General features: G+C 32.2%; 16 protein-coding genes and 1 tRNA gene. 7 read left to right on the top strand and 10 right to left on the bottom strand.

Annotation, left to right across the window (positions count from 1 at the left end):
• Positions 1 to 82: 82 nt before the first annotated feature.
• From EVJ46_07510 to EVJ46_07530, 5 genes are all read right to left on the bottom strand, one after another.
• Entirely contained in the window at positions 83 to 562 is a 480-nt protein-coding gene (locus EVJ46_07510) for a hydrogenase maturation protease (GenBank protein ID RZD16032.1), read from the bottom strand.
• Positions 563 to 735: 173 nt separating this feature from the next.
• Entirely contained in the window at positions 736 to 1,068 is a 333-nt protein-coding gene (locus tag EVJ46_07515) for a hypothetical protein (protein ID RZD16033.1), read from the bottom strand.
• Positions 1,069 to 1,150: 82 nt separating this feature from the next.
• Entirely contained in the window at positions 1,151 to 1,930 is a 780-nt protein-coding gene (locus EVJ46_07520; GenBank protein RZD16034.1) for a Ni/Fe hydrogenase, read from the bottom strand.
• An 83-nt stretch (positions 1,931 to 2,013) separates the two neighbouring features.
• A complete protein-coding gene (locus tag EVJ46_07525) occupies positions 2,014 to 3,699 on the bottom strand; it encodes a nickel-dependent hydrogenase large subunit (GenBank protein ID RZD16035.1) in 1,686 nt (561 codons plus the stop codon).
• 57 nt (positions 3,700 to 3,756) lie between these two features.
• Positions 3,757 to 5,139, bottom strand: coding sequence for a hydrogenase (locus EVJ46_07530; GenBank protein ID RZD16036.1), 1,383 nt, complete (start codon positions 5,137 to 5,139; stop codon positions 3,757 to 3,759).
• A gap of 635 nt (positions 5,140 to 5,774) precedes the next feature.
• On the opposite strand from EVJ46_07530, the gene EVJ46_07535 reads away from it, so the two are divergent.
• The 4 genes from EVJ46_07535 (at position 5,775) to EVJ46_07550 (ending at position 8,284) form a co-directional block, all read left to right on the top strand.
• On the top strand, positions 5,775 to 6,014 hold the full coding sequence (locus EVJ46_07535) for a hypothetical protein (protein ID RZD16037.1): 240 nt from the start codon (positions 5,775 to 5,777) through the stop codon (positions 6,012 to 6,014).
• A gap of 138 nt (positions 6,015 to 6,152) precedes the next feature.
• On the top strand, positions 6,153 to 6,827 hold the full coding sequence (gene hypB, locus EVJ46_07540; protein RZD16237.1) for a hydrogenase accessory protein HypB: 675 nt from the start codon (positions 6,153 to 6,155) through the stop codon (positions 6,825 to 6,827).
• The gene (locus EVJ46_07545) at positions 6,821 to 7,666 is read left to right on the top strand and encodes a deoxyribonuclease IV (protein RZD16038.1); all 846 of its coding nucleotides are present in this window, start codon (positions 6,821 to 6,823) and stop codon (positions 7,664 to 7,666) included. The genes hypB and EVJ46_07545 overlap by 7 nt, the downstream gene beginning before the upstream one ends.
• Positions 7,667 to 8,209: 543 nt before the next feature.
• Positions 8,210 to 8,284: transfer RNA gene (locus EVJ46_07550), tRNA-Gly, on the top strand.
• A gap of 411 nt (positions 8,285 to 8,695) precedes the next feature.
• Here the strand turns inward: EVJ46_07550 and EVJ46_07555 are convergent.
• The gene (locus EVJ46_07555; protein RZD16039.1) at positions 8,696 to 9,628 is read right to left on the bottom strand and encodes a LysR family transcriptional regulator; all 933 of its coding nucleotides are present in this window, start codon (positions 9,626 to 9,628) and stop codon (positions 8,696 to 8,698) included.
• Positions 9,629 to 9,870: 242 nt separating this feature from the next.
• Between EVJ46_07555 and EVJ46_07560 the strand changes: the two genes are divergently transcribed.
• A complete protein-coding gene (locus EVJ46_07560; protein ID RZD16040.1) occupies positions 9,871 to 10,662 on the top strand; it encodes a methyltransferase domain-containing protein in 792 nt (263 codons plus the stop codon).
• 431 nt (positions 10,663 to 11,093) lie between these two features.
• Here the strand turns inward: EVJ46_07560 and EVJ46_07565 are convergent, their stop codons facing one another.
• The 3 genes from EVJ46_07565 to EVJ46_07575 all read right to left on the bottom strand — a co-directional run bounded on the left by EVJ46_07565 (position 11,094) and on the right by EVJ46_07575 (position 13,892).
• Positions 11,094 to 11,642 (bottom strand): hypothetical protein, encoded by a 549-nt coding sequence (locus EVJ46_07565; protein ID RZD16041.1) that lies wholly within the window; start codon positions 11,640 to 11,642, stop codon positions 11,094 to 11,096.
• A gap of 314 nt (positions 11,643 to 11,956) precedes the next feature.
• Positions 11,957 to 13,204 carry a HAMP domain-containing histidine kinase gene (locus EVJ46_07570; GenBank protein RZD16042.1) on the bottom strand — a complete coding sequence of 416 codons (1,248 nt, stop codon included), beginning with the start codon at positions 13,202 to 13,204 and terminating at the stop codon, positions 11,957 to 11,959.
• The gene (locus tag EVJ46_07575) at positions 13,194 to 13,892 is read right to left on the bottom strand and encodes a response regulator transcription factor (protein ID RZD16043.1); all 699 of its coding nucleotides are present in this window, start codon (positions 13,890 to 13,892) and stop codon (positions 13,194 to 13,196) included. The genes EVJ46_07570 and EVJ46_07575 overlap by 11 nt, the downstream gene beginning before the upstream one ends.
• Positions 13,893 to 14,677: 785 nt before the next feature.
• On the opposite strand from EVJ46_07575, the gene EVJ46_07580 reads away from it, so the two are divergent.
• The gene (locus tag EVJ46_07580) at positions 14,678 to 14,980 is read left to right on the top strand and encodes an HU family DNA-binding protein (protein ID RZD16044.1); all 303 of its coding nucleotides are present in this window, start codon (positions 14,678 to 14,680) and stop codon (positions 14,978 to 14,980) included.
• Between the two features lie 49 nt (positions 14,981 to 15,029).
• Complete coding sequence (locus EVJ46_07585; GenBank protein RZD16045.1) at positions 15,030 to 16,286, top strand: EAL domain-containing protein; 1,257 nt, start codon at positions 15,030 to 15,032, stop codon at positions 16,284 to 16,286.
• Positions 16,287 to 16,383: 97 nt separating this feature from the next.
• Here the strand turns inward: EVJ46_07585 and EVJ46_07590 are convergent, their stop codons facing one another.
• A complete protein-coding gene (locus EVJ46_07590) occupies positions 16,384 to 17,259 on the bottom strand; it encodes a CHAD domain-containing protein (GenBank protein ID RZD16046.1) in 876 nt (291 codons plus the stop codon).
• Positions 17,260 to 17,307 lie beyond the last annotated feature (48 nt).

Consider the following 17,307-nt stretch of genomic DNA (forward strand, 5'->3'; position numbering starts at 1 on the left):
AATATTTTTCCGTTAGGTTTAGGTGAAAAAAATTAGAACACGCGCTAAACTGTATGCGACAGCAAATCAGCTATTGAATCAGCTATTGTTTATTCCGCAGCGGAGTAATATTAAACAACCCGAGTTCTTTTAAAATATCATCTGCGACCGACGGAATGCAAAGTTTTAAAGGCTCCGTCAGCTCCATAGATACATTATCGCAGTTTTGAGGCACAACCGCAAAAAATATTAATTTTGGGGTAAATCCGGTAAGACCGCACATAGTTATAACATCTATAAATTCTACCTCATGTGCCGTTTTTTTCATAAGATTTGCAGGCAGGTCACCATCATGAAATTTGTAAATGCTGCCCGGCTTATCATCGGTTTTAAGCGCATCTATAATTATTGCAGTTTCCAGATTCAATATTGTATCAAACAACCCGTATCCCATTGTGCTGCCGTCTATCAGCTGAACTTCAGCAGAATTAAATGAATAATTTTTATTCAGAAAATTTATTACATGGACGCCAAACCCTTCGTCCTGCAGCAAAATATTCCCTATTCCGATGACTCCTACCATTTAACTTTTTGTATTATTTGTATTAATTTAAAGTTGAATTATATAAAATTTAATTTGAATTATATCAATGAATTATATAAAATTTAAGTTAAATTGTATTGTTAAATTATATAAAATTTAATTTGAATTATATTTATCATACTTTATGCTTCATGTTAATATACATCTGCAATTCAACTTTTTTTTATAACGCAAGGAGCAAATTTTACCTTATCGTTTAAATCACCTATCCCTGAAATATCAAGGATATCTTCTCTTGATGAGTTAAAAAAATTAGTTTTTAATATTTCTCCTGTTTTAAAACAGTAATAAATTTTTTGAGCCTTAAATTTTCTATATAGAGCATATTCTTCAATATCGACACGAGCGCCGGAAAAGACAAGCGATCCGCAATTTTCAAAAAACTCGCTATAATTATTATAGTCTTCTCTTTTTAAATTCTCATCGTAAGAACTATTTTCTTTAAGACTGTAATAAATATATCCCGCTATTATATTTTTCTCCATTTTTATTCTTTGATATTTTTATATGTTTATATTTTCTGTTGCATAATTTTTTTTAAAGTAATGTTGCGTTGTCGCTAACATATTAGTCTGCGTCATCTTCTTTTAAGTTATCCCTTGAATATTTATAACCGCCAAACGGAATCAATATATCACCTTCTTTCCATACAATAGAACGCCACACTTCTATATAAATATGATAGAATATAAATATTATGATTAACCATGTTATAAATAAATGTGTTAACGTTACTCCTGTTAATCCGCCAAAGACCCATAGCGTCCAGTCCGTACAAATGTGAAGCATAGCCGGCCACCATGCGCCTACCGCAGATGTTCCGGTAAAAGAAGCAACATACATTTGAAAACCGGTCGCCATTTGCAATAAAAGCAGGAGATGAAAAAAGGTAAATATAATTGCATTAAGAGGATCTTGATATTTGCCGGTTTTCGGTTTATTTTTCAAGGTAAAATAATGCTTAATCATCTTGTACATTTCATTAATTTTATTTCCGAAAGGCAAAAAACTTTTGTATAAAGGTTCTTTTGTAGAAAAAAAGGCTAGATAAACCCACGCAAAAAATGACACATCGATCAGCACCGCACCTATAAAATGGAATTCACGCATCCACGTCATTATAAATGCCTGATAAGTTTCTCCGGAATTTAGTACGCCGCTTATGGGAGAATCCGCCTGCGTCGGGGTTTTGCCGAATATCAGAAAAGGATATGCTATGTACATGCCTGTGATTATTTGATTTATTATAGATAGAAAAAGCGTCCAGTGTATAATTCTTTTAATTACGGTCATTCTATGAACAACTTTTAAATCTGAATCGTCTCCAGAACTGTTTATATTTCCCATAACAATATCCTCAATTATTTTTATTAACTAACAACAATTAATAGCTACAATTATTTTTATTAACTTGTATTATCCCTTGTATATTATCTTATCTTATATTTTTTTACTTCTTTAGTCTTAGGGTCAATTATATGAACTCCGCATGCTATGCATGGGTCAAACGAATGAACCGTCCTTAAAATTTCTAAAGGTTGAGATAAATTAGCAAGTTTTACTCCTATCAAAGATTCTTCATAAGCGCCTCTTTGATTGAACGCATCTCTTGGCGACCCGTTCCATGTTGACGGAACAACAATTTGATAATGATTAATCATCTTATTTTTTATGCTTACCCAGTGTCCCACTGCGCCTCTTGGAGCAGCATCGAGACCAATGCCGATGATTTCTTTATCGGGCATTTCATAATTTGTCCAAGTAGTCTGATCTATAGCCATATTTTTTATTAATTCCATAGTCCATGGTTCAAGAGCATCTGCTAAATATTTTGCTTCAATAGCCCTTGCAGCTGTTCTGCCTAATGTTGAAAAGAGGGCGCTTACCGGCATATCGGAAGTTTTCAGTACATAATCGACTAATGATTTTATTTGTTTATTGCCTTTAGCATAAGCAACAAGAGTTCTGGCAAGCGGACCGACTTCCATAGGTTTATTTTCATATCTCGGTGCTTTTAACCAACTGTATTTACCTTTTTCCTGAACGCTGCCGTCTTTCTTTAAGCCTGTATATTCAGGATCTGTAATACCGACGGTAGGATTTAAACCGACTTTTTCATCAGGATATTTATACCATGAATGCGTGACAAATTCAGTTATATTTTTTTCATTTACATCGTGAACTTTTGATAAATCTCTATTAAAAATCACTCCTCTGTCTAAATAAAAATTATTCGGGTCTTCATCATCAGTCTGAGGAAAACCGCCGTATGCCAGATAATTTTTTAGTCCTCCGCCTATGCCTGCAATTGCCTCTTCTTTGTAGTATTTAGCGGCAAGCAGAATGTCTGGAATATATGCGTTATTAATAAAATCTGTTATTTTACGCGTTCTGAAAAGTATATCGTCCATTCTTTGCGGGTTTAGTAAATCTGCAACTACCGAAATTCCGCCCACGACTATAGTTTGGGAATGCGGGTCTTTAGAGCCCAAAATCGCTATTATCTGAGCAGGAATTCTTAAAACATCAAGATTGTCTAAATAATGCGACGCTATTAAAAGATTTCCTTCAGGCGGTAATTTATATGCCGCATTTCCCCAGTACCCATTGGCAAAAGGTCCGAGCTGACCAGATGAAACAAATGATTTTAAACGTTTTTTAACATCTTCGAATCTTGCCAAACTTGCATTATAAGGATTATCGGTGTATGCATAAGCTAAATCCATTGCTTTTTTAGGGTCGGCATCAAGAGCAGAAACGATATCAACCCAGTCAAATCCTGCTAATTGATAAAAATGAATCATATGATCCTGAACAAATTGAGCACCTTTTAAAATATTTCTAGCCAATCTCGCATTCTTTGGAGGATGAATGCCGAGGGCGTTTTCTATTGCCCATGTTGCAGTTTCATAATGAGTATATGTGCAGACTCCGCAAATTCTTTGAGCGAATAGACCTGCGTCTTCAGGAGCTCTGCCCTGAAGTATCAGTTCAATTCCCCTGAACAGTGTTGCCGAAGAATATGCATCGCTTATTGTATCTCCGTTCATTTCTACTTCAATTCTTAAATGACCTTCTATTCTTGTAATCGGGTCAACTATTATTCGTTTAGACATATAAGTTCCTCATTATAGATTATAGTTTCGATTTCATTATTTTTTTGTCTTTATTATTTATTTTTTGTTTTCGTTGCTGTCATTGTCTTTGCCGTTGTTTCCCCCTTTTTCTTTTTCTTTGTTCCGCTTTCCATCTTTTTCTTTATTATTCTTTCTTCTTTTGACTCCTGTGTATATTGCGTGGGCAGCCATTCCTACGCCGGCAGCGCCAAATAATGCGACGCCGAATTCATCGGCTGTTGCCTCAACGCCGGGTATAAATATTTTAGCATCTAAATTTGGTTTTTCAAAAGGCGTCATTCTGTCCCAAAAAGCCGGTTCTGAACATCCAATGCAGCCGTGTCCGGCTCTCATCGGAAAACTCATATCCTGATTATATTGAGCAACAGTGCAGTTATTCCATGTAAAAGGACCTTTGCAACCCATCATATAAAGGCAGTATTGTTTTTTTGCTCCGTCATCGCCCCATTGTTTTACATATTCGCCGGCTTCAAAATGACCCCTTCTGTAACAGTTGTCATGCAGTCTTCCTGAATAAGCCCAGAGCGGTCTTCCTAAGCTGTCAAGCATTGGCGCTTTCCCGACCAAGATGTATTCGACTAATGTGCCGACTAGATTTACAGGATTAGCAGGGCATGCGGGTATATTAATAACCTGCCTGTTTGTAACGGAACTTAGTCCGACTGAACCTGTGGGGTTAGGGTATGCCGCCGGAATGCCGCCGTAAGAAGCACAGTTCCCGACGGCAACAATAACGCCTGCATTTTTTGCGGTTGACTTAGTAATTTCAAGTCCCGTTTTACCTTTAGCGCCTATTGTAAGAAATTTGCCGTTCATACCGGTAGGAATTGCACCTTCGACGACAAGAATATATTTACCTTTATATTTTTTTACAGTTTCATCTCTTCTGGCTTCAGCCTGATAGCCCGCAGGCACCATTATGGATTCCATGTAATCGACGCTGACATAATTCAATATAATTTCTGCAGGAGTAGGGTGAGCAGTTCTCAGAAAAGCTTCCGTATTTCCCATGCAATCGCTCATGTCGAGCCATATAAAGGGCGTTCTCGTTAAAATATTTGCCGCTCTTGCAACCCTGGGCGCAAAAATCGTAGGAAGCATAAGCGCTGAAGTGAGAAGGGCGGTCCACTGAATGAATTCTCTTCGTGAGACGCTGCTCGCAGAAAATACATTGTTAAAATTTTCATCAATATCTTTTTGACTTTTAAAATATTCTTTTTCAAGATTGGTTAGGCGGGAATCTACTATATTTAAAGCTTCATCCGGGTTGTCCGAAATATTTCTCAGAGGATCCCATTTAAAAATTGTCTTATCGGTTTTATCATCATATTTTTCAGAATATTCGTCAGAACAAGACTTATTAGTAATTTTTATTTTCTTTTCTTTAGCACCGTTATTTTTTTCATTACTCTTTCCCATTGCTAATTCCTCCTAAATTTAGATATAAATGTGCTATATTTCAATCAACAATCAATAATAATTAATCGATAATAAATCATGAATAACCAAAATGAATATGAAATAATTAATAAAAAATGACCAATAATGAATAATCAATGACTAATAATTAATGACCAATAATAAATAATCAATGACTAATAATTAATGACCAATAATGAATAATCAATAATAAATGGCTAATAATTAATAATAACCGATAAAAATTATAATATATAATGTATAGTATAGAATGTTTATAGCATACTAAAAATAACTCCGTTATACTTATCGCTTATCTCAATCGGCATAACAAAAATTATATAACTATATAAATAAAAGTCAAATATACTAAATTTTTGAAATTATTATAAAACACGCTTTTATTTATACAATAAATGCAAAAAAATAAAAAAAATGGTATATTATAATTACAAAATTTGATTTAATATAATTTTTTTTCTGAATATTGTATAAAAATAACGATTTTAATTTTTTTTTTATGTTTAATTTTTATTTAATTATTTATTTATTTAACTTTTTTATTTACTATTTATTTATTAAAATATTCCTAAAATATTCCTAAAATATTCATTGGATATGATAATACAGTCTATATGCATGAACTATCAATAGCATTAGAAGTAATTGAAATGCTTGAAAAAAATAATTATTTAGAAGATATTAGAATCGTTAATGCGATTAATTTAACGATTGGTAATTATTCAGGGATTGATAAAAATTATCTTGAATTTGCTTTTCAAAATTTAGGCGATGATAGGTTTTCTGAAGTTATTTTGAATTGTGATTATAATGAGACTGATGATATTAAAGTTAATGAAATAATAGCGGATTAATTATATATGAATTTTAATATAAATATAAATAATGAAATAAAAAATAATGATAATATCAAATATTATTATATTATTGTATTATTATATTCTTAAATAATATTAACGGAGATTGAAAAATTGTATCCTGAACATAAAAAAATTTCAATTCAAAAAAATGCATTAGAAGCCAATGAAAATATTGCAAAATCTAATAAATCAAAATTTGAAGCAAGTAAAATATTTGTTGTGAATTTATTAAGCTCTCCAGGTTCAGGCAAGACATCCATGATAGAACGCATTGTGCCATTTTTAAAAGATTCAAACGTTAGAGTTTGTGTTATAGAGGGTGACGTGGAAACAGATTTAGATAAAAAAAGAATAGATGCGTTAGGCATTCCTTCTTACCAAATTGTAACAAAAGGCACATGCCATCTTGATGCTAAAATGATAGATAAAGCACTTGTAAGTTCAAATTTTGATTTAATTAATTCAGATATTTTATTTATAGAAAATGTTGGCAATTTGGTATGTCCGACTTCTTTTAATCTTGGCGAAGATTTTAAAATTGTAGTTTTGTCAATTACGGAAGGAGACGATAAACCGTTAAAATACCCTGCAGCATTTTATAAATCTGATATTATGATTATTAATAAAATTGATTTATTAAATGTACTGGATTCCAACATAAAAAAAATTAAAGAAAATGCATTGTCAATAAATAATAAACTGAAAATATTTGAAATCTCGTGTAAAACAAATGAAGGTATTCAAGAATTAGCCAATTATTTTATGGAACAGATCGCCAATAAACATGAGAATAGATCAATATGCTAATAGGTGCCCACGTTTCAATTGCAGGCGGTTTAGAAAATTCGTGTGTTCACGCTGTGCAGACAGGTTCAAATGCTATTCAGATATTTACAAAAAATCAAGTAAGGTGGGATTTTAAAGATTTGAAGGAGGACGTTGCGGCAAATTTCAAAAATTGTATTAATAAACTGGAGATAACGCCTATATCCCATATATCGTATCTTATTAATTTAGGAAGTACAGATGAAAATGTAGAACGAAAGTCATATAATCTTTTCATTGAAGAAATAAAGCGATGCCATATTCTCGGTATTAATCAGCTTATATTTCATCCCGGTTCTAACAAAAATTTAACCGAAGATGAAACAGTTAAAAAAATTTCTTTTAATTTAAAAAAAATAATAGAAGAAACAAATGCGTTATATGGCGGCGATGTATCGTTGACAATAGAAACAACGGCAGGGCAGGGTGCTGCAATCGGTTATAAATTGGAGCATATAAGGGATATGATTGGCATTATAGACAGCGATAGAATGAAAGTTTGTATAGATACATGTCATATATTTGCGGCAGGATACGATATAAGAAGCGAAGACGGCTATAATAATTTTATGGAAACATTCAGTAGATTGATTGGACTTAACAGGCTAAGCGCATTTCATCTGAATGATTCCATGAAAGATTTAAGTTCTAAAATTGACAGACATGCCGGTATCGGAAAAGGTTTTATAGGCACAGATACATTTAAATTTATTATAAACGATAAAAGGTTCGACAACACGCCTATGGTTGTTGAAACCCCAGGAAATGACAGTGAGCATAAACAAGATATAGATATTATAAAAAGCTTGAGAATATTATAGAAAATATAATAAAATAATAATATAATAATATAATAAAATTAAATAATTCGATTATATTGTGATTAAGTATTATATATCATATAATGTCATATAGCCCATATAACGAAGATGGCTGTGATTTTAACAGATTTAATTTAAGCATTGTAAAATAAAAATATCTTAATAAAATTATAAATAATGATAAAATTATTGAGGCAATAAAATTAAAATAGTCAATATATATTAGACAATATTTTTTAAATTTTTAAATTTTACAATATTAGTTAAATTTTACAATTGACATTCTATAAGAAATATATTTAAATATATTAAATAGAGTAATATTGGCTGTGTTAAATTATTAGATGCAGTGCTGATATTTTTGAATATTAGGAACTTTATTGACTTCGTTCTTATAAATTAAATATAGATTTTGGCACTATTGAAGTTAACACACTGTTACAATGTTGTATTTGTTTATGTATAATAGACCATGTAGATAGTTTGGTGTAGCCGTTAATATTATTGATGTGTTTTTTTGCTGTTCAATTTACTTACCAATTTGCGGGAATAGCTCAGTGGTAGAGCATCACCTTGCCAAGGTGAGGGTCGCGGGTTCAAGTCCCGTTTCCCGCTCCATTCAAAACAGCACTAAATAAGCGATTTAAGCCTTTCTTAGCAATATTCTATTCCTTGACATTCTTCTTAAAAATGGTAAAATAAGGTAAAAAATAGGAAATTATGACACAAAATCCTCCACACATACTGGTCTAACCCCCATATTGTTGGAGTAGATTAAGACACTTTTTTGTTATAATTTACCTTGTTTATAAGTTATCATAAAACTAATGCTTTTGGAAAGATAATCGTAAATATTTTTTAAGAAAATCTTTCCGGCTTCTATCCTTTTTTTATTTAAATCGGATGGACTTAAGGCTTTTGCAATTTCGTCGGCGTTGACGAAGGCGAGCCCTTTGTTTTTATTGAAAACATTAATAACAGTGGTCTTTTCGCTTCCGTTTGCCCCAGCTATTATAAATATATTTTTTTTTATGAAGTTATTGATTCCCCTTCCTTATTATAATTTTCAAACTCACGCATAGCTTTAAATTTCTCTACGAATTTTTCGGCGATTTCTATAAAAGCCTTTGCCGATAAAGAAAGGTTGTCTAAAGATTGTGCCGCTAACGCAATTTTTCTTTTTATTTCAGGTTTTATAGGAACGGAACATATTCCGCTGTAATTAAGCGGGATTGCAAGATTGGGAATAACGGCGGCTCCGATACCTTCCCTGACCATTTCAATAATAGTGCCTATGTTGCGCGCTTCTATATTTTTAATTTCATCCGTTTTCTTTGCAGAATTCATTAAATTAGATGTTACCAGCATTCCGCAGCTTGACCCTTTGAAAGTTAAAAGCGGTTCGCTTACAAGTTCTTTTATACTTATGCTTTTTCTGCAGCATAACGGATGTTTTTCGTTAAAAACTGCGAATATTTTGTCTTCTAAGAGTTCAACTGATTCAAGTCCTTCTGCCGGAAGCACTACAAAACCTAAATCTACTGCGCCTTTTAACAGCCAATCCGTTACTTCCAAATCCGTTCCTTCAAACCATGAAACCTCAATTCCCGGATATTTGCGTTTGAATTCTTTTAAAATTCCGGGCAAAATTCTTATTGAAACACTTTGAAAACAGCCTATTTTAAGACTGCCGACCTGCAGATTTTTTAATGCAGATATATCTTCTTTTAACCGGTCTATTCGGGTCAAGATATCCTTGGCATGATTATAAACTTTTTCGCCTGCTTCGGTAAGGGAAACGGTCTTTTTGTCGCTTTTAACCAATTTTATTTCAAGTTCGTTCTCAAGCGATGCTACGGAATGGCTCACGGCGGACTGCGTTATATAAAGAGCTTCTGCCGTTTTTGTGAAATTTTGTGATTCTACGAGAGTTTTTAAAACATTCAATTGAGTTAATGTCATGAGTAAATAATCATTTTAATTATAAAAATTATTCATTTGATTCATTATAATCCAAATTTTATAATATATTCAAGTCTATAGTTTTTATTTTGTTTCTAATTTTTATAATTATACGCTCCTATATTTTTTTTGTGGTTAAGTTCATAGTTAATTGATATTCAAGCAGATTAAGCGGTTATATATTTTATAGAGTTATAATAATTTCATTATTTCACTATTTAAATAAAATAGGAGGTATCAAAATGAAAGATAATTGGAATGCAGAAGATTACGCAAAAAATTCTCAATGCCAGCTGCAATTAGGCGAAGAGCTTATTGAAAAACTTTCTTTAACAGGCAATGAATCATTGCTTGATATAGGCTGCGGAGACGGAAAGATAACCGCAAAATTATCGAAAATTTTAAAAAATGGAGAAGTAGTCGGTATAGATGCATCAGAAAATTTAATAAATTTTGCATCAAAAGAATTTCCAAACGATAAATTTCAAAATCTGACATTTTATCAAATAGATGCATGCGCTATTAACTTCTCTGAAAAATTCGATATTGCTTTTTCCAACGCTTGTCTTCACTGGGTAAAAGACCATAGCGGCGTTCTTGGAAAAGTGCGTGCATGCCTTGAGCCGAAAGGCAGGATTTTATTCCAGATGGGCGGACGCGGCAATGTAGGCGAAGTCTTAAATGCCGTAAAATTAGTCAGCAGCAAAGAAAATTGGAGCATGTATTTCGATAATTTCGTTACGCCGTATTATTTTTACGATATAAAAGACTATGAGATATGGCTTTCGGAAAATCATTTTAAGCCTCTGCGTTTGGAACTGATTGAAAAAAATATTAAACATCCAAGCGAAGAAAGTTTTAAAGGCTGGTTAAGAACTACTTGGTTTCCTTTTACCGACCGCTTGCCGGAGGCGTTAAGGGAAACTTTTCTTGACGCAATATCGGAAACTTATAAAATTAAGCATCCGGCAGACAAATCGGGCGGTATTAATGTAAAGATGGTTCGTTTGGAGGTTGAAGCGTATGCCGTATAAATTTTATATATTGGCATCAATGTGAATTCTTTTAAAATTGTAGTAAACATTATACCAGAAGGTACTTATGAATATTTTATTTATGCGTTCATTGTTTGTAACGGCGTTTGTGCGAGTGGCAGGATGAAAGATATAAAGATGGATTTATAATTTTTGACAGGGACAAACGCCGGTGGTTCGATTCCCCTCACTCGCACCATTTTACAACGGTAATTAGATCAGATATAAACAGATATTAAAAAACAGATATAGTTTCTTTGGTTTTAGTTAGCTTAGTTTCTCCTTTTTTTCCTGCTTTGCATATGTTTTTTTACGAAAAGATATGGTTGAATTTTTCCAGAGATTGTTAATCAGAAGAATTAAGGATTATTTTTAGATTTCTGTTATTAGTATTTATAAAAAATAAAAACAGAAGTAAATAAACAGCTATATTATTCGGACAGGTTTTCTTTCATAATCTTAATTTTTTTATTCAACATTTGTTTCATAAATTCAAGGTGTTTAATTTTATTGCCGATTCTTTTTTTCATCATTTGTACAAATTTCTTTCTTTGTTGCGGCGTTAAAACGTTAAAGAATTTTTGAAAAAAGTTTGCTTTAATTTCAACCATGTTTTTAACTTTATCTGTAATATTCGATATGAAAACGCTTTTGTTAAACGTGCCGGATTTTATTGCCGAAAGCAGCGGATTTTTGAAGTTTCCCATATTAGACCTGAAAGATTTAAATTCTTGACGTTTAAAAAGTATAATTTGACGAACTTGATTTTTATTTAAATGCAATTGCTTTTTAAGCATAAAAACGTTAAACACTCCAATTCTCATCCGCATATTCATATTGTCGCGGCGCATAAATTTATGCCCCATAAAGTTATGTTTTCGCATACCTTGAAATGCGGAAGCATTAACAGCAAAATACGCTACCGTAAAAATAAATGCCGACAAAAATATAAACAGTAAAAAAAACTTAGACTTTTTCATTTTGATTTTCTCCTTTAAATAAATTAAAAGTTAAATAAAATTAAATTAAATTAATAATTGAAGCGAACAATATTCAAAACCTGCTAAAATCATCCATAAAACGATTATATCCAATAAATGTAAATTTAAAATAAATATTTTGTAAATGATTTAAATTTTACCGTTGGCGGTTCGAATAAAAATATGCGCTTTATTCTATCCGGTTTCTCCAATTTTTTGGCATAGAAGTTTGCAGTTAATGAAAATTATTCCCTGATTCACGTTGTTGTTGATAAGTTAATAAAACCGGAAAATATCAGATATGTTATGAGATGTTATGAGCAAAGAATTTTATTTAAATCGATTTTAAAAATATTTTTGCCTCCGGTATATTCGTATATAATTTTTAATCCGTGTTTTTCGATTATTTGTTTTGTTATATATAGACCGAGTCCGAAACCGTCTTTGTTTTTTGCGTTAATTTCTTTCGAAAAAGGTTCAAACATAACGTCTTCTGAAATAGGCGGCTTTGGTCCTTCGTTTATTATGCTTAACACACCTTTTTTGATGCTTACCGTGACGGGAGATTTCCCATTGGTTTTGAATTTAACGGCGTTGTCTATTAAATTTTTTATGCCGATGCTTAACAGTTCGCAGTCCCCTTTAACCGTATAATCGGGATTATCGGAAACAATGTTTATAACACCGTCGTTTTTTACGAAAAGCAGTTCGTTTGCCCTGTTTATTATGCTGGTTAAACTGCAGGCAGTTGTATTTAAAATTTCATTTCCAGCAGCTATTTTTTCAGCTGCGAACAGTTCGTTTATAAGCATTTCAAGCCTGTTAAATATGTCAGAAAAAATTCTTTTTTTATTTTCATCTTCGTCTTTTAATAATTCGAGTGCAATCTTGCCTTTAGTAATAGGCGTTTTTAATTCGTGAGCTATATTTCTTATAAACCAGATCCTGGTACTCATAGTTTTTTTCAGATTGTCTATAGTTTCTTTAAATTCTTTTGCCAAAAATCCTATTTCGTCCTTTCTTGAAGCATAGCTGCTTAAATTGACGTTTATATTTCCGTTTTTAAATTCTTCGATATTGTCCCTTAATTTTTTAAGAGGTCTTATAGAGCGGAATATGCTGATATACAAAAGAATAAGTATAACGTTTAAACCTACCCAAGCGGCTAATAAAATATTCTGCCTTTCGTTTATACCGGAAATCCTTTCTAATAAGAGATTGATTTTTTCGGTTTTCGACTTGAAGTATAAATACTTGTTTCCGTTAAAGCTTAATAAATTCAAAGTATAATCAAGACGGGGAGGATTTCTCTTTAATATAATTTTGCCGTTTTTTAAAATCTTATTGATATTTTTTTGATTTTTTATTAAATTAACGCCGAACACTTTAGCGTCTTTCAATTTATTTTTTTTAACGAGAAATACGGCTTTTCTTATAAATTTGAAAGTTTCGACACGGTTAATTATTTTATGCGCAAATAAATAAAAAAACAGCAATACCGCAAAAGACAGAATAAAAACTAAATTTATTTTAAACAATACGGAGTGTCTGTTAATTTTCATCGACGTAAAATTTATATCCGTAACCCCTTATAGACTTTATGTATTTAGGATTTCTCGGATCGTCCCCTATTTTTTTTCTTATTCTTCCTATCAAAACATCGACCGTCCTATCAATGCTTTCATAACTCATAGTTTTAATGTTTTCCAAGATATAGTCCCTTGTAATAACGTTTCCTTTGTTTTTATATAAAAGTAAAAAAAGTTCGTATTCCGCAGAGGTTAAATCTACGGCTTCCCCGTTTTTTTTAATAAGCATTTTGTTTTCTTCTACTTCAAAACCGCCGTTTTTGTTACCAATACTATTGCCGGTGTAATTATCTCTGGTTTTCCTTCTCGATACGGCTCTGATACGCGCAACAAGTTCTCTTGGGTTATAAGGTTTTGCGACATAATCGTCTGCTCCTATTTCAAGTCCCGTCACTATGTCGGAATAATCGCCTCTTGCCGAAGAAATAATTATCGGAAGACTGTAACGCTGCGAAACCGATTTGCATACTTCTAATCCGTCAGCGTCGGGTAAGGTCAGGTCTAAAATTAAAAGGTCAAAACCGCCTGCGTTCTCCTTTAAAGCCATAAGCCCGCTTTCGGCCGTTTCAAAATTTACCAGCTCTATATTGAATTTATGAAGATATTCTTTTAAGAGTTCGGCAATTTCTTTGTCGTCTTCTATCATTATAACTTTTGCCATAAAATGTAATAGTAGTAATAATAGTTTATAAAAAATTAAAAATTGAATTCAATTAATAATTAAAGCGAACAATATTTAAAACCTGCTATAATCATTTATAAAATGATTATATACTATAAATGTTAATTTAAAATAAATATTTGGTAAATGATTTAAATTTTACTGATTTAATTTTAATTTTTTACTCTTGAATTTAATAAAAATATTATCGTTTATAAAACATTTAAGAAAAGAAATTAATGAAGCTAATAAAATAAAATTCATGCCTGTTGACAATAATATTGGAAAATTAATTAACGATTGCGTAATAAAAGGTTCAAAACCTACCTAAAATGTTGAGCTTTTATTGAAGATAAGTCCTCTTTTAGTATTTTTTCAAGCTCAGCGAGCGATTCTTTTTAACTGCGGATAGATAATAATTCTTCGTCTGCTATTTTTTCTTTGCCGGCAAGCTTTTTATATCTGAGGGAAAGATAAAATGAAAATATAATTTCTGAAGTTAAAAATAATAATTCGGCAAACAACATATAGTCTCCGTTGATGTAAGGTTAAGAGATAATTATATCAAACGAATGTTGCGGGATTATGACGGAAATGTTAAGGAATGATGAATGTTTGGTTAAAAAGAGTTTAAATTTATTTTTTTTTAAAATAAACTTTTGTATTTTTTTTAATATTTTATTGACAAATCTCCGTTTACCGTATAATATTTAAAATATCCTAAAAGCCTTATTATTTGACGTATTAAAAAAATAAACAAATTTAAATTAACAATCGGAGTTATTATGACAAAGAAAGAATTGGTAGACGCTATCGCAGAAGAATCAAATTTATCCAAGATTGACAGCGAAAAGGCTTTAAATTCATTTGTCAATGCCGTTACCGCCGCTCTTAAAAAAGGAGACGAAGTTAAACTTATAGGTTTTGGAAATTTCAGCGTTATGGAAAGAGCCGCAAGAAACGGACGCAATCCCCAGACAGGAAAAGCAATTCAAATTAAAGCTTCTAAAGCTCCTAAATTTAAAGCCGGCAAATCGTTAAAAGATGCGGTTAATACGGTCAATACAAAGAAAAGCGGTAAAAAATAATATTACTTTTTCGTATTATCTAGTTTTAAATTAGCGCAGTCTAAAAAGAATGTGCAGCGGAGAGAACATGAACAAACCAATCTTCATCGGAAGACAGCCAATAATTAACGGCGACAAAAGCATATTCGGATATGAAATACTGTTCAGAAGTACAGCCGAAGAAAACTCTTCCGGCGTATCGGTATCTGATAATTTAAGCGCTACCGCAAATGTGCTTGAGAATATATACGATATGGGTCTTAAAGCTCTAATGGGCGAAAAACCGGCATTTATAAACGTAACTCCGGACATTTTAAAAAAAGGCATGATGGAGCTTTTGCCTAAAGATAAGATTGTGCTTGAAATACTTGAAACAAGCAAAATTGACGATAATGCCGTTTCTATCGTAAATGAATTTAAAAAAAGAGGGTTCGGCATTGCTTTAGACGACTTCGTTTATACGGAGGAATGGGAGCCGCTTCTGCCTTTGTCAGATTATGTTAAACTCGATGTTAAACAATATTCGAGAACTGAAACAAAGGAAATGCTTTTGCTTCTGAAAAATTACGGAGTAAAATTCTTGGCAGAGAAAGTAGAAACGGATGAAGATTTTCAATTTTATAAAAGCCTCGGTTTCGATTTTTTTCAAGGGTATTTTTTTCAAAAGCCTGCCATAATTTCTTCCGTTACCTTAGACCCTGATTATGCAATACTGCTTAATATATTTAATTCCTTTCAGTCAAATGAGGACATAGAGAAAATTGAATCGCTTTTTAAAATGACCCCGGACTTGATATATCGCCTGCTTATACTTATAAATTCCGTAGCTTACGAATTTATGGCAAAAATATCCTCGGTAAAACAGGCTATAGCGCTATTAGGATACGATAATGTTTCAAGATGGATGCTCACTATTATTCTTGCCTCCAAAAAAAGCGATTTCAGGTCTGATCCTTTGTTGGAAAGCGCTATAATAAAAGGAAGAATGATGGAAGATATATGCAAAAAATATATAAATAAAAATCTTTCCGATAAAGCCTTTCTGGCTGGAATGCTTTCTTTGGTTAATGTTGCTCTGGGAATATCCCTTGAAGAATTATTAAATAAAATAACTGTCGCTCCAGTCATTTATGAAGCATTAGCAGATCATAAAGGCAAATTGGGAGAATTAGCCGAATTTATGGACGAGTATAACAGCGGCAATTATATTTTGGCGGGCGCCGTTCTTAAAAGAATTAACCCTAACGCCTCAATTTCCGATATTCTTGAAATAAATACCAATGCTTTAATGTATCTTGAAGAAGTAAAAAAATCAGGATTAGTTTGATATACTCCTCATACCTAAACGCAGATAATCTCCGATATCGCTTTTATAATTATCAAGAATTGATTCATTTAACTTAATAATAATTTAATAAAAATAGCTAATTAGCATTACGCCAAGGCCGCTTAGCTTTACGGTATTGTTTCCATTTCTTTTTTAACAGGCGTATATTATTTATGCGCGAGGCTGTCTGCCAGCCGCGGAGAAATCCAATTTCAAAAGCTAAATGAGGATTTTGATCGTTTAAAGCGTTGGATATAACAACGGGGGTGTAATCTATATCGTGAATTTCTCCGAGAATGTCTTGAAGATTCGTTAACGCTTTAACTATTGATGCGCCGTTATCTTTTCCTGTCCATAGCGGCAAAAATGCTTCTGCAGTATAACGAAGGTTCTTACACTTGATACGCAAGATATGCAACTCTTGTTTATCCATTAGATCAAAGGAATCCCCTTTATTTTTTATCGTTCTATCCCAACTGCGCAACCGTTTTTTAACAAAATTTGTAAGAGATTTTTTTTTCGTGCTCCATTTGTTGCATTGCTCCATAACCGCCTTTATATCTAAAAGCGGCATAATTAACTGATTAGAAGGTGCAATGGTTATTGTTGAAAGGCTGCAGTCTAGCAAATATTTACTTAAAAGAGAAACATCGCTGAAAGACGACGGTTGCCGTTCTTTCAATATTTTCCAATAATCGTTAAGAGAGTCTAAATCGCGGCGGATATTACTTGCTATAAACCAGTCCCGTAATTTTTTTCTATCTTCATTAAGGCGATGTTCACGGTCTAAAGGTTTAATGAAAATTAATAAGGCACGCAATGCGCGAACCTGCTTTCGCAGCTCATGAAAGTTTTCAGCCGTATTATAATCTATCGCATCATTATTAACAACATTTAAAATTTCTTGAACCCGCGCTGTTATTAAATATTTCAGAGATTGGCAAATATCAATGTTTCCCTGTATATAAATCATTTTTATTATTTAATTTTATTAAATTTAATAATATCATAGATATTCTCA

This window comes from Candidatus Acididesulfobacter guangdongensis (assembly GCA_004195045.1).
GTDB lineage: Bacteria > SZUA-79 > SZUA-79 > Acidulodesulfobacterales > Acidulodesulfobacteraceae > Acididesulfobacter > Acididesulfobacter guangdongensis.

Coding starts and splice junctions, on each gene's coding strand:
- EVJ46_07535 (RZD16037.1), top strand. CDS start 5,775: ATGCATGAACTATCAATAGCATTAGAAGTAATTGAAATGCTTGAAAAA.
- EVJ46_07515 (RZD16033.1), bottom strand. CDS start 1,068: ATGGAGAAAAATATAATAGCGGGATATATTTATTACAGTCTTAAAGAA.
- EVJ46_07525 (RZD16035.1), bottom strand. CDS start 3,699: ATGTCTAAACGAATAATAGTTGACCCGATTACAAGAATAGAAGGTCAT.
- EVJ46_07520 (RZD16034.1), bottom strand. CDS start 1,930: ATGGGAAATATAAACAGTTCTGGAGACGATTCAGATTTAAAAGTTGTT.
- EVJ46_07555 (RZD16039.1), bottom strand. CDS start 9,628: ATGACATTAACTCAATTGAATGTTTTAAAAACTCTCGTAGAATCACAA.
- EVJ46_07510 (RZD16032.1), bottom strand. CDS start 562: ATGGTAGGAGTCATCGGAATAGGGAATATTTTGCTGCAGGACGAAGGG.
- EVJ46_07565 (RZD16041.1), bottom strand. CDS start 11,642: ATGAAAAAGTCTAAGTTTTTTTTACTGTTTATATTTTTGTCGGCATTT.
- EVJ46_07575 (RZD16043.1), bottom strand. CDS start 13,892: ATGGCAAAAGTTATAATGATAGAAGACGACAAAGAAATTGCCGAACTC.
- EVJ46_07530 (RZD16036.1), bottom strand. CDS start 5,139: ATGGGAAAGAGTAATGAAAAAAATAACGGTGCTAAAGAAAAGAAAATA.
- EVJ46_07570 (RZD16042.1), bottom strand. CDS start 13,204: ATGAAAATTAACAGACACTCCGTATTGTTTAAAATAAATTTAGTTTTT.
- EVJ46_07580 (RZD16044.1), top strand. CDS start 14,678: ATGACAAAGAAAGAATTGGTAGACGCTATCGCAGAAGAATCAAATTTA.
- EVJ46_07585 (RZD16045.1), top strand. CDS start 15,030: ATGTGCAGCGGAGAGAACATGAACAAACCAATCTTCATCGGAAGACAG.
- EVJ46_07590 (RZD16046.1), bottom strand. CDS start 17,259: ATGATTTATATACAGGGAAACATTGATATTTGCCAATCTCTGAAATAT.
- EVJ46_07560 (RZD16040.1), top strand. CDS start 9,871: ATGAAAGATAATTGGAATGCAGAAGATTACGCAAAAAATTCTCAATGC.
- EVJ46_07545 (RZD16038.1), top strand. CDS start 6,821: ATGCTAATAGGTGCCCACGTTTCAATTGCAGGCGGTTTAGAAAATTCG.